Annotated in this window: 25 protein-coding genes; 20 read left to right on the forward strand and 5 right to left on the reverse strand. The window is 39.1% G+C overall.

Going from position 1 to position 24026, the window contains the following annotated elements; genetic code table 11:
- Window positions 1-671: 671 nt before the first annotated feature.
- From V3I05_RS08980 to V3I05_RS08990, 3 genes are all read left to right on the forward strand, one after another.
- Entirely contained in the window at window positions 672-1268 is a 597-nt protein-coding gene (locus V3I05_RS08980; RefSeq protein WP_295701861.1) for a peroxiredoxin, read from the forward strand.
- Window positions 1269-1524: 256 nt separating this feature from the next.
- On the forward strand, window positions 1525-2997 hold the full coding sequence (locus tag V3I05_RS08985; RefSeq protein ID WP_343353379.1) for a replicative DNA helicase: 1473 nt from the start codon (window positions 1525-1527) through the stop codon (window positions 2995-2997).
- 2 nt (window positions 2998-2999) lie between these two features.
- Window positions 3000-4322, forward strand: coding sequence for a ComEC/Rec2 family competence protein (locus V3I05_RS08990; protein WP_343353381.1), 1323 nt, complete (start codon window positions 3000-3002; stop codon window positions 4320-4322).
- 68 nt (window positions 4323-4390) lie between these two features.
- Here V3I05_RS08990 and V3I05_RS08995 read toward each other — a convergent pair whose 3' ends face one another.
- The 4 genes from V3I05_RS08995 to V3I05_RS09010 form a co-directional block, all read right to left on the reverse strand.
- The gene (locus V3I05_RS08995; RefSeq protein ID WP_343353383.1) at window positions 4391-5632 is read right to left on the reverse strand and encodes a HAMP domain-containing sensor histidine kinase; all 1242 of its coding nucleotides are present in this window, start codon (window positions 5630-5632) and stop codon (window positions 4391-4393) included.
- Window positions 5619-6317 carry a response regulator transcription factor gene (locus V3I05_RS09000; RefSeq protein ID WP_295701853.1) on the reverse strand — a complete coding sequence of 233 codons (699 nt, stop codon included), beginning with the start codon at window positions 6315-6317 and terminating at the stop codon, window positions 5619-5621. The genes V3I05_RS08995 and V3I05_RS09000 overlap by 14 nt, the downstream gene beginning before the upstream one ends.
- A 50-nt stretch (window positions 6318-6367) precedes the next feature.
- Complete coding sequence (locus V3I05_RS09005) at window positions 6368-6790, reverse strand: DUF1104 domain-containing protein (protein ID WP_343353384.1); 423 nt, start codon at window positions 6788-6790, stop codon at window positions 6368-6370.
- Window positions 6791-6863: 73 nt separating this feature from the next.
- Complete coding sequence (locus V3I05_RS09010; protein WP_343353386.1) at window positions 6864-7622, reverse strand: TSUP family transporter; 759 nt, start codon at window positions 7620-7622, stop codon at window positions 6864-6866.
- Window positions 7623-7998: 376 nt separating this feature from the next.
- Between V3I05_RS09010 and V3I05_RS09015 the strand changes: the two genes are divergently transcribed.
- From V3I05_RS09015 to V3I05_RS09055, 9 genes are all read left to right on the forward strand, one after another.
- The gene (locus V3I05_RS09015) at window positions 7999-8265 is read left to right on the forward strand and encodes a putative Se/S carrier-like protein (protein WP_343353387.1); all 267 of its coding nucleotides are present in this window, start codon (window positions 7999-8001) and stop codon (window positions 8263-8265) included.
- Between the two features lie 22 nt (window positions 8266-8287).
- Window positions 8288-11128 (forward strand): excinuclease ABC subunit UvrA, encoded by a 2841-nt coding sequence (gene uvrA, locus V3I05_RS09020; protein WP_343353389.1) that lies wholly within the window; start codon window positions 8288-8290, stop codon window positions 11126-11128.
- A complete protein-coding gene (locus tag V3I05_RS09025; protein WP_343353390.1) occupies window positions 11125-12177 on the forward strand; it encodes a D-alanine--D-alanine ligase in 1053 nt (350 codons plus the stop codon). The genes uvrA and V3I05_RS09025 overlap by 4 nt, the downstream gene beginning before the upstream one ends.
- A 6-nt stretch (window positions 12178-12183) precedes the next feature.
- A complete protein-coding gene (locus tag V3I05_RS09030; protein ID WP_295701841.1) occupies window positions 12184-12927 on the forward strand; it encodes an alpha/beta fold hydrolase in 744 nt (247 codons plus the stop codon).
- Window positions 12924-13214: an acylphosphatase gene (locus tag V3I05_RS09035; protein ID WP_295701839.1), complete on the forward strand. Its 291-nt coding sequence runs from the start codon at window positions 12924-12926 to the stop codon at window positions 13212-13214. The genes V3I05_RS09030 and V3I05_RS09035 overlap by 4 nt, the downstream gene beginning before the upstream one ends.
- A gap of 8 nt (window positions 13215-13222) precedes the next feature.
- Entirely contained in the window at window positions 13223-14704 is a 1482-nt protein-coding gene (locus V3I05_RS09040; RefSeq protein WP_343353391.1) for a UDP-N-acetylmuramoyl-tripeptide--D-alanyl-D-alanine ligase, read from the forward strand.
- A gap of 17 nt (window positions 14705-14721) precedes the next feature.
- Window positions 14722-15216, forward strand: coding sequence for an HIT family protein (locus V3I05_RS09045; protein WP_295701836.1), 495 nt, complete (start codon window positions 14722-14724; stop codon window positions 15214-15216).
- Window positions 15217-15219: 3 nt separating this feature from the next.
- On the forward strand, window positions 15220-16071 hold the full coding sequence (locus V3I05_RS09050) for an ankyrin repeat domain-containing protein (RefSeq protein ID WP_300448831.1): 852 nt from the start codon (window positions 15220-15222) through the stop codon (window positions 16069-16071).
- A gap of 391 nt (window positions 16072-16462) precedes the next feature.
- Window positions 16463-16588: an anion permease gene (locus tag V3I05_RS09055; protein ID WP_300450771.1), complete on the forward strand. Its 126-nt coding sequence runs from the start codon at window positions 16463-16465 to the stop codon at window positions 16586-16588.
- 452 nt (window positions 16589-17040) lie between these two features.
- Here V3I05_RS09055 and V3I05_RS09060 read toward each other — a convergent pair whose 3' ends face one another.
- Window positions 17041-17370: a c-type cytochrome gene (locus tag V3I05_RS09060; protein ID WP_295701832.1), complete on the reverse strand. Its 330-nt coding sequence runs from the start codon at window positions 17368-17370 to the stop codon at window positions 17041-17043.
- A gap of 65 nt (window positions 17371-17435) precedes the next feature.
- On the opposite strand from V3I05_RS09060, the gene folD reads away from it, so the two are divergent.
- The 8 genes from folD (at window position 17436) to ychF (ending at window position 24004) form a co-directional block, all read left to right on the forward strand.
- The gene (gene folD, locus V3I05_RS09065; RefSeq protein ID WP_295701830.1) at window positions 17436-18290 is read left to right on the forward strand and encodes a bifunctional methylenetetrahydrofolate dehydrogenase/methenyltetrahydrofolate cyclohydrolase FolD; all 855 of its coding nucleotides are present in this window, start codon (window positions 17436-17438) and stop codon (window positions 18288-18290) included.
- A gap of 90 nt (window positions 18291-18380) precedes the next feature.
- Window positions 18381-19313 carry a signal peptidase I gene (gene lepB, locus V3I05_RS09070; protein WP_369809106.1) on the forward strand — a complete coding sequence of 311 codons (933 nt, stop codon included), beginning with the start codon at window positions 18381-18383 and terminating at the stop codon, window positions 19311-19313.
- A gap of 10 nt (window positions 19314-19323) precedes the next feature.
- Window positions 19324-19776, forward strand: coding sequence for a ribose 5-phosphate isomerase B (rpiB, locus tag V3I05_RS09075; RefSeq protein WP_300448840.1), 453 nt, complete (start codon window positions 19324-19326; stop codon window positions 19774-19776).
- A 28-nt stretch (window positions 19777-19804) separates the two neighbouring features.
- Window positions 19805-20143, forward strand: coding sequence for a hypothetical protein (locus V3I05_RS09080; protein WP_295701824.1), 339 nt, complete (start codon window positions 19805-19807; stop codon window positions 20141-20143).
- A 19-nt stretch (window positions 20144-20162) separates the two neighbouring features.
- On the forward strand, window positions 20163-20702 hold the full coding sequence (locus tag V3I05_RS09085) for an adenine phosphoribosyltransferase (RefSeq protein WP_295701822.1): 540 nt from the start codon (window positions 20163-20165) through the stop codon (window positions 20700-20702).
- Window positions 20702-21457: a DedA family protein gene (locus tag V3I05_RS09090; protein WP_300448847.1), complete on the forward strand. Its 756-nt coding sequence runs from the start codon at window positions 20702-20704 to the stop codon at window positions 21455-21457. Before V3I05_RS09085 ends, V3I05_RS09090 begins: the two co-directional genes overlap by 1 nt.
- Window positions 21458-21480: 23 nt before the next feature.
- Window positions 21481-22902, forward strand: a complete 1422-nt coding sequence (locus V3I05_RS09095) for a leucyl aminopeptidase (protein WP_300450763.1) — start codon at window positions 21481-21483, stop codon at window positions 22900-22902.
- 1 nt (window position 22903) lies between these two features.
- Window positions 22904-24004: a redox-regulated ATPase YchF gene (gene ychF, locus V3I05_RS09100; protein WP_343353393.1), complete on the forward strand. Its 1101-nt coding sequence runs from the start codon at window positions 22904-22906 to the stop codon at window positions 24002-24004.
- Window positions 24005-24026 lie beyond the last annotated feature (22 nt).

Genomic DNA, 24026 nt, shown 5'->3' on the forward strand with positions numbered 1-24026 from the left:
GTTCATAAGGTATATTGAAACAATAGCTTTCACGTTGGCAACTTAATACTACTGCCATCATATTGCATAGTCTTGCGATCTCTGTTATTCAAAGGATATCTATTAACCTATACTTTATAGATAGCGCTCAAACACTGCCAAATGCAAATCTTTATGTTCTTTGCCGACTCTATTCCCCCCAATAAACATTACTTTTTCAAAGTAGTCTTTTCTCATTGTTTTGAATTGCGTGGTAAATATTTAGATACTTATGGGTTAAGTTGGATTGTGTGTCCAAAGTGGCTATGACATAATACAATATTTATTGCAACAAGAAACCTTAGGTTCAATACACAAAAGTGCAAGCATACTAAGAGTTTATTTTACATTTTTGACATATTTTATAGGTAATGCCAAATGTGATATTATCTCTACTTCAAGTTACCTGTTATGAGAGGTGCAATATTGCATTTGTTGGAGAGTTTTGTGCTAAATATGGCATAGCAATAGTTTTATATTTAGTCCTTATTTATCTTTCAAAGGCTTTGTTATACAATACGAAGTTTTGCAGGTTTGCTTGATTATGTAAGCAAAATGTAGTTTTGTTTAGGATTTTGTTACTCGTATACATTAGAATCTCGCTCTATGATAATAATTTGTTATCAATATTTTTTATTTACGAGGAGTTTGGTATGTTAGTTACAAAACCAGCACCAGATTTTACAGCTGAAGCTGTTAAGCCTGATGGGACTTTTGACAATGAGTTTAGCCTTTATGGAAATATTGGCAAAAATGGCGCGGTAATATTTTTCTGGCCTAAGGATTTTACTTTTGTATGCCCAAGTGAGATTATCGCATTTGACAAACGTGTGAAAGATTTTGAAGCACGTGGTGTAAAAGTAATTGGTGTGTCTATTGATTCTAAAGAAGTGCATTTTGCTTGGAGAAATGTGCCTGTGAATGAAGGCGGTATCGGCGCAGTAACTTTCCCTATGGTATCAGATTTAAAAAAGCAAATTTCTCGCGATTATGATGTGCTTTTCGATGGCGCAGTAGCACTTCGCGGTAGCTTTTTGATTGACAAAAACAAAGTGATTCGCCACGCAGTGATTAATGACCTCCCGCTTGGACGCAATGTTGATGAAATGATTCGTATGGTTGATGCTATGCTATTTGTAGAGGAACACGGAGAAGTATGCCCTGCAGGCTGGAACAAAGGCGATGAAGGTATGAAGCCTAACGCTCAAGGCGTGGCAGAATATCTTGCTAAAAACGCTGACAAGCTTTAATAATTTGGTCTCCTCTGTATTTTTAGGAGGAGGCTTTCTTCAAGATTCTCATTTGAGTTTCACTTCATTTTTAATCCTTAGTCAAGTTTCACAAAGCACAGACTCATTCAAATATAATATTCGCATAATTTGTCATTGTGGTTTTGCATATATCAAAGTGATAGCTTATGGCAAGAGAAAGCCTATTTATCAAGCATAAAGCTTAGATTCTAAAAACAAAGAGTAAAATAGCACTTTTATTTTGCAAGGAATGTATATGCAAGAAGCTATCGTTACGATTGAAAAAATTGTCCTCTCATCGATTTTTTTCTCCCCTGAAAAGTTTGATGAGATTGCTGATGAGTTAAAGCCTGATGACTTCCTGCTTCCTGCTCACCGCGATATTTTTGAAATGTGCCTCTATCTTAGTAAAAATAATCTGCCTATTGATAGTGAAATACTCCTTAGCAAGAAGCCTCCACATAAGAAAATCACACAAGAAGAAATGCTTGAGATTCTCGCCATCAACCCCATTGCCAATATTGAGGCATATATAGACGAAATCAAAGAGGCAAGTATTAAGCGTGAATTGCAGCATTTAGCGAACTTTTTGCGTGAAAAATCACTTGATAATAATCAAAATGTGGTAGAGATTATCGATGAAGTAGAGAAAAAGCTCAATGCTGTTTCGCTTGGCAAGGCACAAGGAAGTGTGTATAATGCTCAAGAAATGGTAGGCGGCGTGCTTGACTACCTTAAAGATCTGAAAAATCGCGGGAATAATGTTGTTGTGGGCATTGATACGGGCTTTAGGGAGTTAAATCAGCTCACCACAGGTTTCAATAAGGGCGATTTGATTATCATTGGGGCACGCCCGGGTATGGGAAAGACGACTTTTGTGTTGAATCTCGCGCAGCATATTTTAGATTCACAAAAGGGCGTGGTGTTTTTTAGCCTTGAGATGCCCTACTTGCAGCTTGGTATGAGAATGCTTAGTGCTAAGGCATCTATTGCCCTGCAGAATCTCCGCACGGCAAATCTTACTAACGATGAATTAAGCACATTGAGCGAAGCAGCGGATATAATGGCAAAGCAGCCTTTGCATATTGTGGATACTTCATTTTTGAGTATCGCACAGCTTAAGAGTGAGTTGCGTAGGTTCAAAAAGCAGCACCCTGAAACCAGCATTGCTGTCATTGACTATTTGCAGCTGATGAATGGCGGGAAGGGCAGTGATTTTAATAAACAAGCAGAGATTGCTGAAATCTCACGTGGGCTTAAGATGTTGGCAAGGGAGCTTGAAATGCCTATCATTGCACTCTCACAGCTTAATCGCCTTGTGGAGCAACGTGATGATAAGCGTCCTACACTTTCGGATTTGCGGGATTCTGGGGCGATAGAGCAAGATGCGGATATGATTTTGTTTTTATATCGCGATGATGTGTATAAGAAACGTGCAGATAAAGAGCGTTATGCAAGGTTAAAAAAAGAGGGTAAAGAGAAAGACTTTAAGCCTGAGCACGAGGAGCGCGAGGTAGAGCCTACTGAAATTATCGTTGCTAAAAACCGCAATGGCGAGGTGAGAACGATTGAGATTCAGTTCAATAAGCGTTTCATACGATTTGAGGATAAGCCAAAGAAACAAGAGTATGATATGAGTGAGACAAGCATTGAGGGACAGGAGTTTATCCAGCAAATACAAGAAAGTGTAGAGTCTACCCCTCAAGTTGAAGTCCCAAATATCTTTTAGCAGTGCAAAATTCTACTAAGTCCGCACATTCACCCTTTGAGGTAGAGCTTTTTAGCACGAAGAAGCAATGGATTCTTTTCCTGTGTGCTTGTATGCTTGTCTTTGCGTGGAGTTTATCGCAAGAATACAGGCAGTATATGGCATATATCGCCCCAGATAACACACAGGAGATTTATGCGCAAGTCCTCGCTCAATACGAAAAAGAAAAAAATGGCAAAACCTATCAAGTATTAAAGCTTAAAAGTCCCAATGGCGAGGTGTTTTACACAACGAGCAAGGAAGGTATAAAAGACCTTAGCCATCGCTTTGTGAGAATCTATGGCAAAAGGCTAGATTGCACTTTTGTGGAGTATTTGCGAAGTTGCTTTTTTATCTCCTATCGTATGAACGTGTTAGCAGAGCGCGATTACAGAGATACACTTAGGATATGGATAGAATCACAACATAATGAACACTTAGTAGCATCTTTGTATAAAACGCTTTTTATGGCGGATTTTTTGCCATATACTTGGCGTGATTTGAGCAATAAGCTTGGAATTGCGCATTTGATTGCTATAAGTGGATTCCATTTGGGGATTTTGAGTTTTGTTATCGGAGGGGCTTTGAGTCTTGTGTATAGAATCTTCCACCCTTATGTGAGCTATCGAAACAAGTATTTTGATATAGGGATTATCGTGTTTATCTGCCTTTTTGGCTATCTTTTGTTGCTTGATTTTACCCCCTCGTTTTTGCGTGCGTTTGTAATGGCGATGTGTGGATTCTTTGTCGTGCATAGTGGCATTAAGCTTATTAGTTTTAGGCTACTCTTTGTCGTGGTGTGCGTGTGCTTAGCACTTTTTCCACGTCTGATTTTAAGCATAGGATTTGTTTTATCTGTAAGCGGTGTGTTTTTTATCTATCTTTTTATGCGCCATATGCACATACGTGAGGGATTCTTGCATAAATGGGTGTGTGTGCCATTGGGCTTTAATATGCTTATTTTTATTCATATGCTACCGATCGTGCATTGGTTTTTCCCTTATTTTACGCCTTTATGCTTACTCTGCATTCCTTTAAGTCTGCTTTTTGTCATCTTTTTTCCTGCGATGTTGCTAGCGCATATCGTGGGGCTTGGTGCTTTATGCGATGGATTCTTAGAGTGGGCTATGGGTATGAAATTATATGCTATAGAGTTTTATACGCCTTGGTGGTTTGTGTGCTTCTTTGGTGTGATTTGCACCGCTGCAATATATTCTAAGAGGGCATATTATGTACTTCATATATTGGGTATTATGTTTTTTTCTTATCTTAGTATATGTTATGCTGCTGCATTGGATATTGCGTAGTTTTACAAATGAGATTTTGGAGTTCTAAGGCTAGAGTGATGTAGTAGTATAATGAGGCTATGTTGCTATCATTTATCCCACAAAAGCGTGAAGCTACTGCCTTGCTCGATTTGGCTTTGCACCTCAATGCGGATATGATACTCATCGCATATCCTTTTAATGAGTGTTAAACCTATGCCAAAACCCCCTTGAAAGGCATTACAGCGCACATATCGCTCAAAAATCTTTTTACTTTCTTCTAGCGAGATACCACAGCCACTATCGCTAATGCAGAGCTGCCCCTGCTCTAAGCTTACCACGATTCTACCGCCTTTTTTATTATACTTAATCGCATTGCTTAAGAGATTATCAATCACACAGCTCATCTTTTCCGCACTTGCTATAATTGTGCTGAGCCCTATCTGGCTTTGCACTTGAATGGACTTTTGCTCAAAGAATGGTGCGAAATACTCCAAACGTTCCTTAAGAAGCGAATCTAGGACAAGATTCTCATTTTTATTGCTTATAGTGTGAGGAAAATTATAAGCCACTAAATCCTTATAGAGATGGCTTAGGCTTTTTGAAGCAAGCTTGATGCGTTCTATCTTTTGCAGTTGTGCAGCGGTGAGATTATGTGTTTGGAGCGTCTCTATACTCATTAGGATAATGCTTAGGGGTGTGTTAATCTCGTGGGTAGAATCTTTAATAAACGTATTGAGCGAATTAATCGTCTCCTGCATAGGCTTTAGGGACAATCGCACTAAGAAATAGGCAATCACGCCTATGGCAAAAAGTGAGATAAGAAAGCCTAGCACAACCTTTACTTGCAAAAAGAGAATTTGGGAATCTAAAGTATTATCTTGGATAAAAATTTGATAACGTGGGCTTTTGTAGGGTTTGGGGAGAGGATTCTTATTTTGGATATTTTCTTTTTTATTGAGTGGAGGCAACCTTGCGAATCGTTCGCGCATTGCAGGGTCCATAATCACCTTATCCCCACGAAATGCAATGCCATTTTTATATTCCTCATCACTTAGAGTAATATGCAGGGTATTATAAATGATATTGCCTTTGTAGTTGTAGATTCGCAAAGGGTGGCTGATATTAGATTCAATCTGCTTAAAGGCTAGAGATATATCATCTTTATTTGTATGTAAAATATCATAGACCTCAAGGCTAATCTCACGCAGATTACTCACTTGCTGCGCTGTCAAATGCCGCTCTTCTTTTGCATAAAAAAACCAAAAAAACACACATAAAAAAAATCCTGTTGTCCCAAGATAGAGGCAGAGAATCTTAATAATAGCTTTCTTGGAATTATCCCTGCTCACTTTGTGCTCCTATATTTTCATTGTAGCAATATCCTCGTCCACGCTGATTCAAAATACTATCCTTGCCCAAAATCTTACGCAAATTTTTCACATATACGCGCAAACTCATTTCACTAGGCTCCTGCTCGTATTCCCACAAGGTATCAAAAATCATCTCTTGAGCGACGTAATGCCCTTTATTTTGCAACAAAAGCGACAAAAGTAAGCTTTCTTTTTGCGTAAGGGGGACGATATTACCCGTCTCATCATAGAGTAATTGTGTGAGAATCCCAAAAGTATATCCATTATGCAGAGTTACAAAATCTTGTTGTGTGTGTGAAAAGGAGCGTTTAAGCAAAGTGCTTATGCGATAAGAAAGCTCTAAGAGTTCAAAGGGCTTTTTGAGATAATCATCACAACCCGCCTTATATCCACTCTGCAAATCGGTGATTCTATCAAGTGAGGTAATAAAAATAGCCGGCGTGTCTTTCCCGCACCCTCTCAACTCTTTTAGCACATCAAATCCATTGCCATAAGGCACTTTCACATCTAAAATCCATAAGTCAAAATACTGCTCATAAGCAGCGTTTAGCGCGTCTTTTGCATTATCGTATAAGCACACATCATAGCCCTGCTCTTGTAGAAATTCTAACAGAATCTCTGAAAGCACGAAATCATCTTCGAGTAACATAATCTTTGCTGACATTGCTCTTCCTTATGAATTGCATAGATTGCCCCGCGCATAAGGCGGGAAATTTATTTTTTAGTATCTTTAGGCATATCTTTTTTGTCTTTTGCCTTATTTTCTGGATTCTTAAAATGTTTGTGTATATCCAAGCCACTCTCTTGCAATTCTTTCACACTCATAGATTCTATACGTTTTTTCATTGCCTCGTGTGTGGCTTGTTTATATTCTCTTAGCTGCTTTACAGTGAGGTTGTCTGTGGCTTTTTCGTATTGAGCCTTAAGTTTTTCTTTAAAAGCCTTTGCCTCTTTTTCGGATTTCTTTTTTAAACGTTTGGCGATTTCGATTTGATAATCCGCAAACTCCTCAACTTTGGCAATACCTGAAAGATTAATCAATTCCGCATCGCTTTTTTTGCTAAAGTCCGCCGCACCAAGAGTGCCACAAAGCAATGCACTTAGAGCCAAAGCTCCTATAGGTTTTACACATCTCATAATAAACTCCTTTGAGATAGATTTGTCATATAGACTTAGGGATTGTATAAAAAGAGTATAAAACCAAAGTGAATTAGAAATATTCCCTATAAAGTAGATTAATACTCGCACATAAAGAGACGATAACTACAAGTGGCTTGATGATACGCGCTCCATAGCCAATAGCGATATGTGAGCCTAGATTTGCCCCTGCAAACTGCCCCAATGCCATACACAGCCCCACAATCCAAAAAATCTTCCCGCTACAAGCAAATATAACCACTGAAGCAAGGTTGGTAGCAAAGTTAAGCAATTTTGCGTGAACAAGTGCCTGCAATAGCCCAAAACCACCAAGCATAATGAGCGCAAACATCAAAAACGAGCCAGTCCCTGGACCAAAGAAACCATCATAAAATCCAATAGCACCTAGCACCAAGCCCAGAGGCACAGCCCCTATGAGCACGTGTTGAGAAGCCTCTGTAACTTTTGGGGAGACAAGAAAGTAAAATGCAAAGATGATAAGCAAAAAGGGAATACATTTACGCAAAAAATCCGCCTCAAACATCTGCACACTCACACTTCCTAACATTGAAGCACAAAATACGACAAGCACAAAGGGAATATGCTTTTTAAGGTGGATATGTCCTCTTTTGTAGAAATGGAAAGTCGCGCCAAAGCTCCCAAAACAGCTTTGAAATTTATTTGTCCCAAGTGCCTCAAGCGGCGGGATTCCCGCAAGGAGTAAAGCAGGAATGGTAATCATACCGCCACCACCTGCTATAGAATCAATAAATCCCGCTATAAATCCCGCTAAAATTAACGCACCAAGCGTCCATAAGCTTATGTCTTCCATCCTTTTCCTTTGCATCGCAGGCTTGTTTTATTGCTTTATGCTATGATTTCATTTTTAACCCTTTTTCAACAAAGAAAACATCGCAGCATAAAATTTCTTGCTTTTTATCAAATGTAAAATATACCCCATAAACTTGTAAATCCTAATGAAAAGCAAAATCTTACTAAGACTTGTTGTTGAAAGGTATGATTGTAACTTGCTTCTAAGAGTTAGACTGCATTAACCATCACCAAGATACACAAAGCGTGGATTTATTTAATTCTTTTATTCCACATAAGCATTCTCCCTTTAAGAGTGTTTGCTGGATAGTTTATTTTGCCATTTGTAGGGTTAATTCTCTTGAGATAGATTCTGTTACTCAAACAAGGGAGATACTATGCAATCGCTCAAAGTATATATTCTATTTGAAAATGCTTCAAGTGCCTTTAGCGCACAAAACGTCTTAAGCTCTCCCCTGCTTTTTGATTTTGATTTTACCTTGCAGCTTGTGCCTACACCCAAAGAATATAGTAAAAGTTGCGCTCTAGCGATTTTACTTGAAGTAAGGGAAAGCCTCTATGGAGAGAGTGTGGAGCAATTTATGCAATCTATTATTTCAATGTTAGCACAAAAACATATTAAGCACGATATAATACGCCTCTAGCTTTTCCCTAGAAGGATATATATTGAAAGATTATAATCATATTCATATTAGCGGTGCACGCGAGAATAACCTCAAAAATATTAGCCTTAGTATCCCTAAAAATCAGCTTATCGTTTTCACAGGATTGTCTGGCTCGGGTAAATCAACTCTAGCCTTTGATACCCTCTATGCTGAGGGGCAGCGGCGATATATAGAATCGCTCTCAAGCTATGCGCGGCAGTTTTTAGACAAAGTGGGTAAGCCTGATGTTGATAAGATAGAGGGGCTAACACCTGCCATTGCCATTGATCAAAAGACAACAAGCAAGAATCCACGTTCCACTGTTGGCACGATTACCGAAATTTATGATTATTTTCGTTTGCTTTATGCGCGTGTGGGGATTCAGCATTGTCATATTTGTGGAGAGAGAATCTCCCAAATGAGTGCTACGGATATTATTGAGCAGATTCTCAAACTCCCAAGCGATGCGAAAATGGTTATCCTTGCCCCGATTGTGAAAGAAAAAAGGGGTAGTTTTGGCGATAAGATAGAATCTTTGCGTCAAAAAGGCTATGTCCGCGCAATGATTGATGGTGTGATGGTGCGTCTTGATGAGGAGATTGAACTTGCTAAAAATAAAAAGCATAGCATTAAAGTGGTAATTGATAGGGTAAGCAATACTTTAGATAATCACACACGTATTGCGCAAGGCGTGGAAAAAGCATTGAAAGAATCTTATGGGGAAATTGAAATAGAGCTGATACATAATGATAAAAAAAAGTTTTTGCATTATTCGGAGCATTTTGCGTGTTTTAAATGCAAAGTGAGCTTTGAGGAGCTAGAACCGCTTGAATTCTCTTTTAATTCTCCTAAGGGCGCGTGTGGAGATTGTTTAGGGCTTGGGGCAAAATATGCTATTGATTTGAAAAAAATTCTTGATAAATCCCAGCCACTCAATAAAGGCGGGATTAAAATCATTTTTGGATTCAATCGTAACTATTATGCTGAACTTTTTTATGCCTTTTGCAAAAGTGCGAAAATTGACCCGGGAAAGAGTTTTGATGAATTAAATAGCTCACAGCAAAATGCACTTTTATATGGCTGCACGGAGGAAGTGGAGCTTCATTGGCGCTCAAGTAAGCTTAAGCGTCCTTGGAGAGGGATTTTGCAAATTGCCTATGATATGTTTAAGGACGATAAGGATTTGGGTGATTACACGACTGAAAAGATATGCCCTACCTGCAAGGGACATCGCTTGAAGTTAGAATCTTTAAGCGTGAAAGTAGGGGGATTAGGCATTGGTGAGTTGATTGATATGCCCATACAGAAGGTGTTTGAGTTTTTTGATAAGCGGGAGAATTTTGCTTATTTGAATGAGCAGGAGCATTTCATCGCCGAGCCGATTTTAAATGAAATACATCAAAGGCTATTTTTTCTCTATGATGTGGGGCTTGGCTATCTCACTTTAGGGCGGGATGCCCGGAGTATTAGTGGTGGGGAGTCTCAACGTATTCGTATCGCTAGTCAAATCGGCAGTGGGCTTACAGGTGTGATGTATGTGCTTGATGAGCCAAGCATTGGGTTACACGAGCGCGATACCCTGCGTCTTATTAAGACTTTGCGAAGTCTGCAGGAAAAGGGTAATAGCGTGATTGTAGTCGAGCACGATAAGGAGACAATTTTAAATGCAGATTATATCGTGGATATTGGACCGGAGGCGGGATTACGCGGTGGGGAAGTGGTATTTAGCGGTGATGTAAAGGCACTGCTAGATTCAAACACGCTTACTGCACAATATGTAAAGGGTACAAAAATCATCTCCTATCCACATAAGCGCAAGGTTTCACAATGGCTACATATTAATAATGTCAATATTCATAATATTAAGAATCTTAATGTCTCCATTCCGCTCTCTCAATTTGTGTGTGTAACAGGTGTGAGCGGCTCGGGCAAGAGCTCATTGATTTTGCAAACGCTTCTGCCTGTAGCACAGGAGCTACTTAATAATGCTAAAAAGGTGCAAAAGTGTGATGGAGTGGAGATTCTAGGATTAGAACATTTGGATAAAGTGATATATTTAGACCAAAGTCCTATCGGGCGCACACCTCGCAGTAATCCCGCGACTTACACAGGTGTGATGGACGATATACGCGCACTTTTTACGGAGGTTAAAGAATCTAAGCTGCGCGGCTATGGGGTAGGGCGATTTAGCTTTAATGTCAAAGGTGGGCGATGTGAGAAATGTCAGGGTGAGGGTGAGATAAAGATTGAAATGCACTTTTTACCTGACATAATGGTCAAATGCGATGCGTGTAAGGGTGCGAAGTATAATCCACAAACGCTTGAAATTAAGTATAAAGATAAGAATATTGCCGATGTGCTGGCTATGAGCGTAGATGATGCACTCGCATTTTTTACTAAAGTGCCAAAGATAGCCCAAAGACTACAGACATTGCAAGATGTGGGATTGGGTTATATCACACTAGGGCAGAATGCCATTACACTCAGTGGAGGAGAGGCGCAGAGGATTAAACTCGCTAAAGAGCTTAGCCGCAAGGATACGGGCAAGACACTCTATGTGCTTGATGAGCCTACCACAGGGCTGCATTTTGCCGATGTGGATAGGCTCACAAAGGTACTTCATCATTTAGTGGATTTGGGTAATTCTGTGATTGTGATTGAGCATAATTTAGATATGATTAAAAATGCTGATTATATTATCGATATTGGACCTGAGGGTGGCTCTGGTGGAGGGAAAATCGTAGATTGTGGATCTGTGGCAGAAGTGAGCAAGAATCATAGTAAGAGTGGTAGCTACACAGGCAAGTTTCTTGCTAAAGAATTAGCACGCGATAGCAAATTATCAAAAAAGGAGCAAAAATGAAATATGATGTGCTATTTGGTGGTGTGAGCTTTGAACACGAAATTAGCATAGTGAGTGCGATTGCCTTAAAAAAGGTGCTAGGAGCGGACATAGAGCATTTTATATTCCTTGATAGCAAACATCGCTTTTATCTTATCTCCGCAGAGAATATGAAGTCAAAATACTTTAGCTCGGGGGATTATCAAAAATGCACGGAAATTTTTTTACGCAATGGGGCATTTTGCAAAAAATCACTTTTTGGCTTTAGCCCCTTAACTTCTCATATTGTGATTAATCTCATACACGGGGCTGATGGGGAAGATGGTAGTATAAGCGCAATGCTTGATTTCTATCATTTGCCTTTCATTGGTCCAAGGATAGAATCTGGCGTGATGAGCTTTAATAAGGCTTTGACAAAGATTTTTGCTCATCAAAGAGGTGTAAAGAGCCTTGATTATGAGATTCTAACAAGAGCAAATTCGCATATTTCTCATTTGCAATATCCGCTGATTCTTAAACCCGCACGATTGGGAAGTTCTATCGGTGTAAGTGTGGTAAATGAGCCTAAAGAGCTAGAGTATGCAATGGACTTAGCCTTTGAGTACGATGATAGCATTGTGGCAGAGCATTTTCAAAGTGGCATTAAAGAATATAATCTCGCAGGCTGTAAGGTCAAAAAAGGCGCGGAGAGTGTGTATAGGTATTCTATCATCGAAGAGCCTAGCAAAAAAGAATTACTTGATTTTGAGCATAAATATTTAGATTTTTCCCGCACGTCACAGGTGTTGAAAGCGGATATTAGTCAAGATTTAGAGAAAAAACTTAAAGAAAGCTTTGCAAAACTTTATGAAAATGCCTTTGAAGGAGCGTTGATACGATGTGATTTTTTTGTGATTGATGATGAGGTGTATCTCAACGAGATTAATCCCGTGCCTGGCTCGATGGCAAACTATCTGTTTGCGGATTTTGGGGCGGTATTAGCAGAATTAGCCTTAAATTTGCCAAAAAAACATTCTATCAAGGTAAGCTATAAATATATAGAGCAGATTCATCACGCAAAGGGAAAATAGGGCAAAATGGCACAAAGACGCATAGAATATCAAGGAGAATGCTTTGATATAAGCTATGAGAGGGTAAATCACACAGATTCCAAACAAATAGCCACAAAGCCTATAATACTCTTTTTGCACGGCTGGGGGAGTAATAAAGATGTGATGAAAATCGCCTTTAGCAAGTGTTTTCACCAATATGAGCATATTTATATCGATATGCCCGGCTTTGGCAATAGCCCTAATGATAAGCCACTGTTTACAAGCGATTATGCGCAAATCGTGCAGATATTCTTGCGCGATGTATGTGGAGTGAGTGCGCAAGAGGTGCTGATGGTAGGGCATAGTTTTGGTGGTAAGGTCGCACTGCTGTGTGAGCCAAAAGAAGTGATTTTGCTCTCAAGTGCGGGTATCAAAGTGCCTAAGTCTATCAAAGTGCGCTGCAAAATTGCATTCGCTAAAATAATGGGGCAATGTGGGTTTTCACATTTGGGCAAAATGTTTCGTTCAAAAGATGTTATTGCAATGAATGAGGGTATGTATCAAACGTTTAAAAATGTAGTTGATGAAGATTTTTCAGGAATATTTAGACATTATAAAGGAAAAGCGAGTATATTTTGGGGTAGAGATGATAGAGCCACCCCGCTTTTTTGCGGAGAAAGGATAGCAGCCCTCATACAGGATAGTCGTTTTTTTGTGCTAGAGGGCGATCATTACTTCTTTTTAAGGCAGGGTGAGGGGATTGAGAAGCTATATGGGAGCAATATATGAAAATATGCAAACAATTTTTGATTTTTGGTCGTGTGCAAGGTGTCGGATTCCGCCGATTTGTAAAAGCAAAAGTGGATATTATGAATGAAGAAAAAGAGTGTTTAAGCGGCTATGTGCGTAATCTTGCCGATGGAAGTGTGCAGGTGGTAGCACAAGGTGATGAAGATATATTGCAAAAATTGGAAGAGCTTTTGAAAGTGGGGACGATTAAAAGTGTCGTTGAAAGGATAGAATCTACTACTTTAGAGATAGATGAGATTTTGAATGGTTTTGAGATTGTAAAATAGGAAACAATATGGAGAATATGTTTATTGTTGATGTGATAGCTCAGTGGGTCTTTGTGGTTTTTTTTGCTTATTATGGCTTAACGAATCTACAATGGTATAACTATAGCCTTAAGCGAGTGATATTTATGCATCATAAATTTATGTGGCATATTTATTACTGCATAGTACCCCTGATTCTCTATGTAGGGACATTTTTTGTACCAAGTCCTGTGGCGAATTATATGCTTATTGCTTTAAGTATAGTATATGCCCTAATGATTGTGATGTGGGCAATAAAATTAGATAAAAGATTGAAATTTACCTTACGTGTTATAAGGTTTGTAGGTATCTTTTTTATTTTTATGCTTTTTAATGAAGTCTTGTGCTATGTGTTGGGTATAGCAAGTGCATTGCTTGATTTAATGCCTTTGGTATTTGCGGTGATTGTTTCGCGTATATATGAGAGTGTGTTACTTAATCGTTACATTGCTTTGGCTGAAGAAAAACTCGATGTTATGTCTTCTTTGGTGGTGATTTGCATAACGGGAAGTTATGGCAAAACAAGTATTAAAAATTTTCTTGCACAAATATTAAAAGAAAAATATCGTGTCTATGCTACACCACGTAGTGTAAATACACATACAGGCATTATTGCAGATATTAATAGTAACCTTGATTATACGACAGAGATTTATATTGCCGAGGCTGGTGCGCGGTTGAGAGGAGATATTGCCATTATTAGTGAATTTTTGAATCCTCATTATGCAGTAATTGGTGAAATAGGAGAGCAGCATTTAGAGTATTTTAAGAATCTTGACAATATCGTGGAAACGAAATTTGAACTTTTGCAAAGTAAGCGATTAAAAAAAGCCTTTATCTTTAAAGATAATCCTATGCCCAACCAACTTGATGTAAACTTACATAAAAAAATTATACCCTTTCCGGAGAATATACGTAATATCAAAGCAGATTTAGAGGGCATAAGCTTTGAGCTATACATTAAAGGAGAATGGCATTATTTTGAAGCAATAGTTCTAGGGCAGTTTAATGTTATTAATCTTAGTGCGGCTATTTATATGGGTATTGAACTAGGGCTTAGAGTGGAGGAGATACAGAAGGCTATAAAAAGATTAGATCCTGTCCCACATCGTTTAAATAAGATAGAGGCAAACCAAAAAATTATCATTGATGATAGTTTTAATGGAAATTTGAAGGGTATGAAAGAAGCTATTCGTCTAGCTTCTCTTTATGAGGGACGAAAGATTATTGTAACCCCGGGCGTTGTAGAAAGCAAAAAAGAGGCAAATGTCGAATTAGCACGGGCTATTGATGGGGTATTTGATATTGCTATTATTACAGGTGAACTTAATAGTAAGATTATTTCCTCAAATATTTATAAGACGCAAAAAATTATTCTCAAAGATAAGGTTATGCTAGAAGATATGCTGAAATCCTGCTCTTTGCCAAATGATTTGGTGCTATTTAGCAATGACGCACCAAGCTATATTTAAGGGCTTAAGGAGTGGTAATGGATAGAATCTATGCGCCGTGGCGAAGCAAGTATTTCACTGCCGGATCAGAGGAATGTGTGTTTTGCAATATTGCCAAGAATCCACAAGATGATGAAAAGAATCATATTATTTATCGTGATGAGTTGGTATTTGGCGTTATGAATCTTTATCCTTATACACCTGGGCATTTTATGCTTTTGCCTCTCATTCATTGTGATTCCCCCGAAAAGCTGCCCTTAGAGGTATGGCTACACTTGCATCGCCTTTCACATCAAGCAATGCAGATTCTCTATGCATATGGCGCACAGGGTGTAAATATGGGGCTCAATATTAAAAAAGCCGGTGGAGCAGGGATACCCGAGCATTTGCATATACATTTTGTCCCACGCTATATAGGTGATACAAATTTTATAACAAGCATTGCGCAGACACGTACTTTTGGTATGGAATTTGATAGTGTGTATGTAAAAATCAAGACTCTTGCAGAAAAATATTTCACCTTGAAAGGATAAGCGATGAAGCATTGTACTTTGAAAATCATTTTGTGTTTAGGTGTGGTAATATCCTGCTATGGGGCAAATGATAGATATAACTACCTGCTTTTTAGCAATAATTATACAGATGTGCGTAAGGGAATCAATTTGGGGGCAGATATTGAGGCGCGTTTGCGTGGTAGCACTCCACTTTATGATGCTGCACGTAAGGGGAATCTAGAGATTTTGTATTTGCTTATTGAGCGGGGGGCTGATGTAAATGCTGTATCTCACGGAGAGACGGCATTGCTTAAAGTTGTGGCACTTAATAATTATAAATTTGCTAAGGCTTTGATTGATAAAGGTGCAAAAGTCAATGTCGCTGATGAGCATTTGGGCAATACACCTTTGCATTATGCGGTGATAAAGAAAAATACTGAGATGATAAAGCTACTTTTATCAAAAGGTGCAAATATGTATTCGGAGAATTTTAAGGGGGATACCCCTGCACGTTATATTCTTGCCTTTCATTCCCTACCCGCAGTAAGTATCAAAAATGCAGATATTACACTTGATGCTTCTTCATTTAATCTAGGTAATGGTAATGTAAATATTACGATTAAAAATGAGAGCGAGAAGGTCGTAAATATCCAATACGTGGCTTTATACATTAATGGTGATTTGATAAGTGAGCTAGAAGTCTCTAAGAGGATTCCGCCTAATGTAAGTGCAGCGGTAACCAGCCTTAAAATCCCTTCTACTATTTATGAGCATATCCGTCTTAAAAAATCAGGCACGACAGATATAAAATATGGCTTTGCCGTGGAATACGATATAGAGGGCAAGAAAAAGAATCTATATAAAAAGACAAATGCAGAGCTGACATTATGGTAAAATGATGTATGTTTGTTTTGGCAATGATAGAAAATACGTTCTTGCCTTTTAGATTGTGTGCTTAATTTATAGGCTGATAATTGAGCAAACAATTATGGCAAGGTGATTTGTGGATAAAATAGACAAAAACGTTTGTATTAAACTTAGCACTCCTTTGATTTTAGGGATAGTCGTTTTTATTTTACAGCGATTTTGGGGAATGGTAGCCCCAGAAGGCTGCAGTGCTAATGCTTGGCTTTACTTGTCGATATTTTAGTGCTTTTTTGGCATTCATTTTAGAGTCTAGCACACTGGCATTTATAGGTGTTATTGCTGTAAGATTTGGGTTTAGATGATGTGGTTATTAAAAGTGCTGATGCGATAAATTGGGTTTTGAGCGGGTTTTTTTAATGTGGCTGTATGGCTTATATTTACAGCTTTTACGATAGGGCTTGGCTTTGTAAAAACAGGCTTGGGCAAATGTATATCTTTATATCGTGTCAAAACTTGGCAAATCAACTCTAGAATTAGGCTATAGCAATAAGGCAGCTTGGAGGACATTTTAGTTTGGCATACTTGTAGTTATAGCAGCAGGGCTTAAAAATGTTGGTTTCTTAGATTGGTTTGCGCATTTGCTTGATGGTAAGTCTGATTAATGTATCACCTGCTATTGCAATGCCTATTTTGTAGCGTTTATTCAAGCTATTCTTGATATTAATGTCGCACAAACATTGCTTACTTTGATTTACCTATAGGCTTTATGGACATTATTACGCCTTATGACACAGGTTGCTCACCATTGTGGTTTGGTAGTCATTATATTAAAGGTCATCAGTTTTTTATTAGGTGCTATCTTTGCTACGATGTATATTTTATTTATGTTGTGGTGGGCATTTCTTGGGTGCATTTATTACTCCATATCTCACTTTTTCTTAGAAAAAGTGAGTAATAACCTTATTTGTATGTACTCCTTGAATGCAATGGAGGTGGCTATGGCTGGTAAATATACATATAAATTGCTGTAATTTCTTCATCTGTGAGGTAATAGCTAGGCATTACGCCTTTTTGTTTATGTAAGGCTTTACTAAAAGTGCTATAATCGATATTATTAATACGAGGGGCTATAAGAGACTTTTCTACACCTTTATGTTTGTAGCGTGCGATAACGCTGCCTTCGCCTTTGTTCCCGTGACATTTATTGCACGCAATGCCACGAGGATTCTCATAAAGGTTTTTGCCATATTCATTGCGGATTGTATGTTCATCTTGGGCGGCAAATAATGTGCTTGTTAGTATGGAGAGTATAAGTTTTTTCTTCATAAATCCTCTTTTGTTTTAATATCTTATATTATAATAGCAAAACGATAATCACAAAGGGCTTTAAAATGACATTGCTAGATGGTAAATCTTTGAGTGTAGAGATTGAAAATAGCTTGACTAAAGACATTAGCGCTCTTGCACATCAGGGGGTAACGCCGGGATTGGCGGTGATTTTAGTGGGAAATAATCCTGCAAGTTGTGCTTATGTGCAAATGAAAGCCAAAGCGTGCAAACGCGTAGGAATCTACTCTGTAACACACGAAATGCCCTCTACTATTACAGAAAATGAGCTTTTATCGACAATTAAAATGCTTAATAATAATCCTAATATTGATGGCATACTCGTGCAGCTGCCGCTTCCTGCGCATATTGAAACGGCAAAAGTGCTTGAAGCCATCGATCCACAAAAAGATGTTGATGGCTTTCACCCTTTCAATATAGGACGATTAGTGGCGAATCTAGATACTTTTGCCCCTGCTACTCCGCTTGGGGTAATGAATCTACTCAAGGCTTATAATATTGAGCTAAAGGGCAAAGATGTAGCGATTGTAGGTATGAGTAATATTGTAGGCAAACCACTTAGTGCCTTAATGCTTAATGCGGGGGCAAGTGTGAGCTGTTGTCATATTTTAACAAAAGATGTGAGCGCATATACAAAAAATGCGGATATTGTGTGTGTAGGAGTGGGAAAAGTAGGCTTAATCACGGCAGATATGATAAAAGAAGGCGTAGTAGTGGTGGATATTGGTATCAATCGTTTAGAATCTGGCGCACTTGTGGGCGATGTGGATTTTGAAGCGGTGTCTTTAAAGGCAGGATTCATTACGCCTGTGCCCGGTGGAGTAGGTCCTATGACGATTGCTACATTATTGCAAAACACTTACAAGGCAGCACTTTATAGATTAGAACAAAGGAAATAGATAATGAAAAAGTTTCTTAGCGGATTGTGGGCATTTACTTCTAGTTGGACTGGCACGATTATTATTGTGCTTGTTTTGATATTTTTTATTATGCAGGCATTTGTGATTCCCACACGTTCTATGGTGGGGACACTTTTAGAGGGGGATTTTTTATTTGTTAAGAAGTTTAGCTATGGGATTCCCACACCTCGCATTCCTTGGCTTGAGGTTAATGTATTACCTGATTTTAGGGGAAATGGGCATTTGCTTGAGGGGGAGCGTCCTCAAAGAGGTGATGTAGTGGTCTTTATCCCTCCCCATATAGAAAAGACATATTATGTCAAACGCACTTTTGCAGTGGGCGGCGATGAGGTGATTTTTGATAAAGATGGGTTGTATTTACACCCATTTGAGGGTGATGAGTATGTGAGGGAGCATTATTCAAGCCATATTATCGTAGAGAGATTGGGCAAACTCTTTGTGAAAGATCCTTATATGGCAGCACACCCGGGCATTGCTTACAAAAGTGTATTTTATAAGTATCCCAAAAGTAGAGAGCGCTACTTAGTTGATGAAGAGGGGAGGCTGTATCAGCGTGTGTGTGTTGAAGGTGGTGAGGGCTTTAATATCGGCGATGGAGAAGAGAATTGCGAATTATGGAGTAGAACATATAGTAATGAGCCTTTAGAATCTTTTATTGAGGATACAAATATTGCCTATACGAGTATGAAAAATGGGGAGACTATAAGCAGTATGCTCAAGCTTGATGGCGATATATTCTATAAAAAAATTGCAGATGATGAGTTTTTTATGATAGGGGATAATCGCAACAATAGCTTTGATTCACGTTTTTGGGGCAGTGTGCCATATAAAAATATCATAGGGCAACCGTGGTTTATATATTTTAGTATCAATAAGGCAAATAGCCAAGAGATTGGAGCAGATGAGGATAAGAGTAAGCGCTATACGATTCGCTGGGATAGAATTTTTAAAACCACAGGGGGACTTGAAGAAAGAATGAAAGAGTCAAAGCCAAAGCATTAAAAGGTAAAATATGAATCACGCTCAAAGAACTACTTATTTTATAGGCACTGACCACGCAGGATTCACACTTAAAGCATTTGTGATTGCATTTTTAGAAGCTAAGGGCTTTAGAGTGGTTGATTTAGCCCCGCAAACAAATGAGAGGGTGGATTACCCTGATTATGCTAAAAAAGTGTGTGAAGCGATGAAAACAGAGGCAGATTCTAAAGGAATCTTAATCTGTGGTAGCGGAATTGGAATGAGCATTGCTGCTAATCGTTTTAAACATATTCGCGCAGCACTTTGCACTGATGCGTATATGGCAAAAATGGCGCGCACTCATAATGATGCTAATGTGCTATGTATGGGTGAGCGTATCAGTGGAGTAGGCGAGGTGGAATCTATACTTCAAGCCTTTATTGAATATGAGTTTGAGGGTGGGCGACATCTTGGGCGTGTGCAAAAACTAGGGGATTTAAGCTAGATTCTATAAAAGGCTGAAGGAGAGGACAATGGGATTTATTGCACAGTGGTTTTTTCTCACAGGATTTATTTTATTTGTGCTATATATGCTTGTGCGGACTTTTTTTTATCACTCTGTGGCACAAAAAGAGGAACGCAATTCCGCTTCGATGAAGCTTACCCTTAATGAGGCAGAAATCTTAATTCGTAAGCATCAATTGCAGCTACAAAGGGCATTAGGGAATATCGATATTCTCACCCAAGAAATGAATGCGCTCAAAAATGAAGTAAAAGTGTTAAAATCACGTAACTCCCAATATAGAATTGAGACGGATAAATACAAAGCACGTATTAAAGATTTAGAGCAGAAAATTGAGGCATTACTCTAGTGCTACATAAGGAGATAGAATGAATAAGCAGAAGATTACAGATTCTATACGCGCGATCTATGACTATCCTAAGCCGGGCATTGTCTTTCGTGATATAACTACGCTTATAGGTGATGCGGAAATCTTTACTGAAGTGATTGATATTTTTAAAAAACGTTATGAGAGTGAAAGAATTGACTTTATCGCCGGGATTGAGGCGAGAGGCTTTATCTTTGGTGCGGCTCTTAGCTTTGCTATGGGGGTCGGGTTTGTCCCTATACGTAAGAAAGGCAAACTTCCACACACAACGGTAAGTGAGAAGTACAGCCTTGAATATGGCTTTGATGAAGTAGAAATGCACATTGATGCCTTCAGGGATAAAAAGGGTGCAAGAGTGGTGCTTGTAGATGATTTGATCGCCACAGGTGGCACGGCAGAAGCAAGTGTGAAACTTATAGAATCTATGGGAGCGCAATGTGTGGAAGCGGCTTTTGTAATAAACCTTAAGGGTTTAGAGGGGGAGAAAAGGCTTACACCCTATACAAAAGTTTTTAGCATTGTTGAATATGAGGGCAAATGATGGGCTTAACACAACGTATTGTATCATACATCAAGCATAATCCTAAACGTGTTTTTATGTGGGGGTTAGTGCTTGTATTGTGCATAGGCTTTTTTATACTGTATCAGCGATCAAATTTTTCACTTGAGGGGTTTATCACGCATTTGTGGGAGCAGTATGTAGAGGACTGGGGCTATGTAATTTTGTTTTTTTGGGGTATTTTGGAGGGTGAGCTTGGGCTTATTTTTGCCGGACTTGCTGCACACGATGGTAAGATGAATCTATTGTTAGCCATTTTTATTGCCGGAATTGGTGGATTTGTAGGGGATCAAATTTATTTTTACATTGGGCGTTTAAATCGCAAGACTATACAAGAGGAATTTATATCACAAAAGCGTAAGTTTGCCCTTGCACATTTGCTTTTAAGGAAGTATGGTTGGACTATTATTTTTATCCAACGCTATATGTATGGTATGCGGACTATTATTCCTATGAGTATTGGCACAACGCGATATAGCGCATTAAAATTTGCTATGATTAATCTCTTTTCTGCGTGGGTGTGGGCGGCCATTACTATTGTGCTTACTTATATTTTTGGTGAACAGATTTTTATTGTGCTTGATTGGTTTAAGGAACGCCCTTATTTGTTTGTTCCTCTCGCAATCTGCATTGTCGGAGGGGTATGGTGGTATTTTCAATCGCAGACAAAAAAGGTAGATAAAAAAATTGCAAAGATTCAGCAAGGACTTGAAGCAAAGGACAAAATAGCAGAGTAATATCGTTTTTTAAGGAGTGGTTAATGAAAATAAATATTGTAAAAATACAAGCTAAAGGAACAAGGCTAAGCGCACAAGCCGTGCTTATGTCTAAAAGTGCTTTTGCAAAATCTTCCTACGCAAAGGTAAGTAAGGTATATGGCTTTGAGGGAGAGGGTAAGTTTTTTATCCAAGAATCTCACACGCTTTTAATATGTTTAGAATCTTTTGATGTCGATTGTATTAGAGAGGCAGGGGCAGCTATTGTGCGTTATTTTAAGGCATTGCCCTATGAGCGCGTAAATGTGAGTTTGCAAGGAAAAATAGATAGTGCTAAGGCGTATGCGCTGTTTATGGGGGCATTATGTGGAGAATATGAATGTGTGAGCTATAAGAGTAAAAAGCACCCTTCTATGCTTAAAGAGTTTAATCTTCTTGATATAAAGAGTGAGGTTAAAGATATGCAGATTCTACAAAAGGTGCAGATTGTCGCACAGAGTGTTAATGATGTGCGTGAGTTGGTTAATACTATTCCTCAAGTTGCCACGCCTACATATCTTGCAAAATACGCCAAGCAAATGGCTAAAGACATAGAGCAGATTGAATGCAAGATTCTAGATGAGAAAGATTTACAAAAGGAGAAAATGGGTGCATTTTTAGCAGTGAATGCTGCTTCGTGCAATCCTCCGCATCTGATACACCTAAGTTATAAGCCTAAAAATGCAAAAAGTCGTATCGTGCTTGTAGGCAAGGGTTTGACTTATGATTGCGGAGGTTTGTCGCTTAAACCGGCGGATTATATGGTAACGATGAAAGCAGATAAGAGCGGAGGCTGTGCTGTGATGGGAATTATTCAAGCTATAGCGCAGATTCAAGCACCCATTGAAGTGCATAGTATTGTGGGCGCGGCAGAAAATATGATAGGTGGCAATGCCTATAAACCCGATGATGTGCTTTATAGCAGGGAGGGTAAGACTATCGAAGTGAGGAATACAGATGCGGAGGGGCGATTGGTATTAGCCGATTGCTTAAGCTACGCACAGGATTTGAAACCTGATGTTTTGGTGGATTTTGCAACACTTACAGGGGCGTGCGTAGTCGCATTGGGAGAATATACAAGTGGCATTATGGGACATAATGACAAGCTAAAGGCGCAGTTTGCAAAAGATGCTGCACAAAGTGGTGAGCTAATGGCTGAATTGCCCTTTAACCGCCATATTAAGAAACTTATAGAATCTAAGATTGCTGATGTGTGCAATGTCTCTACTTCACGCTATGGTGGGGCGATTAGCGCGGGATTATTTTTAAGTGAGTTTATCCGTGAGGAATATAAGCAAAAATGGCTGCATATCGACATCGCTGGTCCTGCGTATGTGGAAAAAGAATGGGATATTAACCCAAGTGGCGCGAGTGGCGCGGGTGTGAGAGCGGGAGTAGAGTTTATCCTCTCACTTGCAAAGGCGTGATATGGGGCTGTCTATCGGTATTGTGGGATTGCCAAATGTAGGAAAATCCACGACTTTTAATGCCCTCACAAAGGCACAAAATGCAGAAGCGGCTAATTATCCATTCTGCACGATTGAGCCAAACAAGGCGGTTGTGAGTGTGCCAGATGTTCGCTTGAATGAACTTGCCAAGATTGTTAATCCCCAAAGATTGCAGTATTCTGTGATTGAGTTTGTCGATATTGCGGGGCTTGTGCGGGGTGCAAGTAGGGGTGAGGGGCTAGGCAATCAGTTTTTAGCCAATATTAAAGAATGCGATATGATTTTGCATATTGTGCGTTGCTTTGAGGATGCTAATATCACGCATATAGAGGGGAGGATAGACCCTATTGATGATATTGAGATTATCGAGCTAGAACTGCTTTTTGCTGATATAACCACGCTTAATAAACGCATTGAAAAGCTTCAAAAGGAGAGCAAGGCACAAAAGGGTGAAAACGCACAGCTTACCCTTGCCCTAGAGCTTTTAGCACATTTAGAATCCAATATGCCTGTAAGGAGCTTTGCTAAACGCCAGAGTGAGGCATTTATCACGCTCAATAGAGAGCTAAGATTCTTGACTAATAAAGAAGTGATTTATGGTGTAAATGTTGATGAAGCAAATTTAGAAGCAGACAATACTTTTGTGCAGCAAGTGCGTGAATACGCTACAAAGCAAGGTGGTATAGTCATTAAGCTATGTGCAAAAATTGAAGAAGAAATGGTAGGTATGGAGGATAGCGAGAGGAGAGCATTTCTGCAATCTTTGGGGGCGGAAGAGAGTGGATTGGAGCAGATTATTAGAGAGGGCTTTAGTAGGCTAGGGCTGATTAGCTACTTTACTGCAGGCGTCAAAGAAGTGCGTGCTTGGACGATAAAAAGGGGCGATAGTGCGCCAAAGGCAGCAGGTATGATACATAAAGACTTTGAGAAAGGCTTTATCCGTGCGGAGTGTATTAGCTATGATGATTTTATCAAATATGGCGGCGAGGTAAAGGCAAAGGAAGCGGGAGCTATGCGTATTGAAGGGAAAGAGTATATCGTGCAAGATGGTGATGTAATGCACTTTAGATTCAATGTATAGATTGCAAGAGGAGTTTATTAAA

Origin of the sequence: Helicobacter mastomyrinus, assembly GCF_039555295.1 — a bacterium.
Lineage (GTDB): Bacteria > Campylobacterota > Campylobacteria > Campylobacterales > Helicobacteraceae > Helicobacter_C > Helicobacter_C mastomyrinus.

Excerpts from the sequence above, each read along its gene's own strand:
- V3I05_RS08980 (WP_295701861.1), top strand. The coding sequence starts at position 672 with ATGTTAGTTACAAAACCAGCACCAGATTTTACAGCTGAAGCTGTTAAG.
- V3I05_RS08985 (WP_343353379.1), top strand. The coding sequence starts at position 1,525 with ATGCAAGAAGCTATCGTTACGATTGAAAAAATTGTCCTCTCATCGATT.
- V3I05_RS09000 (WP_295701853.1), bottom strand. The coding sequence starts at position 6,317 with ATGTCAGCAAAGATTATGTTACTCGAAGATGATTTCGTGCTTTCAGAG.
- V3I05_RS09005 (WP_343353384.1), bottom strand. The coding sequence starts at position 6,790 with ATGAGATGTGTAAAACCTATAGGAGCTTTGGCTCTAAGTGCATTGCTT.
- V3I05_RS09010 (WP_343353386.1), bottom strand. The coding sequence starts at position 7,622 with ATGGAAGACATAAGCTTATGGACGCTTGGTGCGTTAATTTTAGCGGGA.
- V3I05_RS09015 (WP_343353387.1), top strand. The coding sequence starts at position 7,999 with ATGCAATCGCTCAAAGTATATATTCTATTTGAAAATGCTTCAAGTGCC.
- V3I05_RS09025 (WP_343353390.1), top strand. The coding sequence starts at position 11,125 with ATGAAATATGATGTGCTATTTGGTGGTGTGAGCTTTGAACACGAAATT.
- V3I05_RS09030 (WP_295701841.1), top strand. The coding sequence starts at position 12,184 with ATGGCACAAAGACGCATAGAATATCAAGGAGAATGCTTTGATATAAGC.
- V3I05_RS09035 (WP_295701839.1), top strand. The coding sequence starts at position 12,924 with ATGAAAATATGCAAACAATTTTTGATTTTTGGTCGTGTGCAAGGTGTC.
- V3I05_RS09040 (WP_343353391.1), top strand. The coding sequence starts at position 13,223 with ATGGAGAATATGTTTATTGTTGATGTGATAGCTCAGTGGGTCTTTGTG.
- V3I05_RS09045 (WP_295701836.1), top strand. The coding sequence starts at position 14,722 with ATGGATAGAATCTATGCGCCGTGGCGAAGCAAGTATTTCACTGCCGGA.
- V3I05_RS09050 (WP_300448831.1), top strand. The coding sequence starts at position 15,220 with ATGAAGCATTGTACTTTGAAAATCATTTTGTGTTTAGGTGTGGTAATA.
- V3I05_RS09060 (WP_295701832.1), bottom strand. The coding sequence starts at position 17,370 with ATGAAGAAAAAACTTATACTCTCCATACTAACAAGCACATTATTTGCC.
- folD (WP_295701830.1), top strand. The coding sequence starts at position 17,436 with ATGACATTGCTAGATGGTAAATCTTTGAGTGTAGAGATTGAAAATAGC.
- lepB (WP_369809106.1), top strand. The coding sequence starts at position 18,381 with ATGCAGGCATTTGTGATTCCCACACGTTCTATGGTGGGGACACTTTTA.
- rpiB (WP_300448840.1), top strand. The coding sequence starts at position 19,324 with ATGAATCACGCTCAAAGAACTACTTATTTTATAGGCACTGACCACGCA.
- V3I05_RS09080 (WP_295701824.1), top strand. The coding sequence starts at position 19,805 with ATGGGATTTATTGCACAGTGGTTTTTTCTCACAGGATTTATTTTATTT.
- V3I05_RS09085 (WP_295701822.1), top strand. The coding sequence starts at position 20,163 with ATGAATAAGCAGAAGATTACAGATTCTATACGCGCGATCTATGACTAT.
- V3I05_RS09090 (WP_300448847.1), top strand. The coding sequence starts at position 20,702 with ATGGGCTTAACACAACGTATTGTATCATACATCAAGCATAATCCTAAA.
- V3I05_RS09095 (WP_300450763.1), top strand. The coding sequence starts at position 21,481 with ATGAAAATAAATATTGTAAAAATACAAGCTAAAGGAACAAGGCTAAGC.
- ychF (WP_343353393.1), top strand. The coding sequence starts at position 22,904 with ATGGGGCTGTCTATCGGTATTGTGGGATTGCCAAATGTAGGAAAATCC.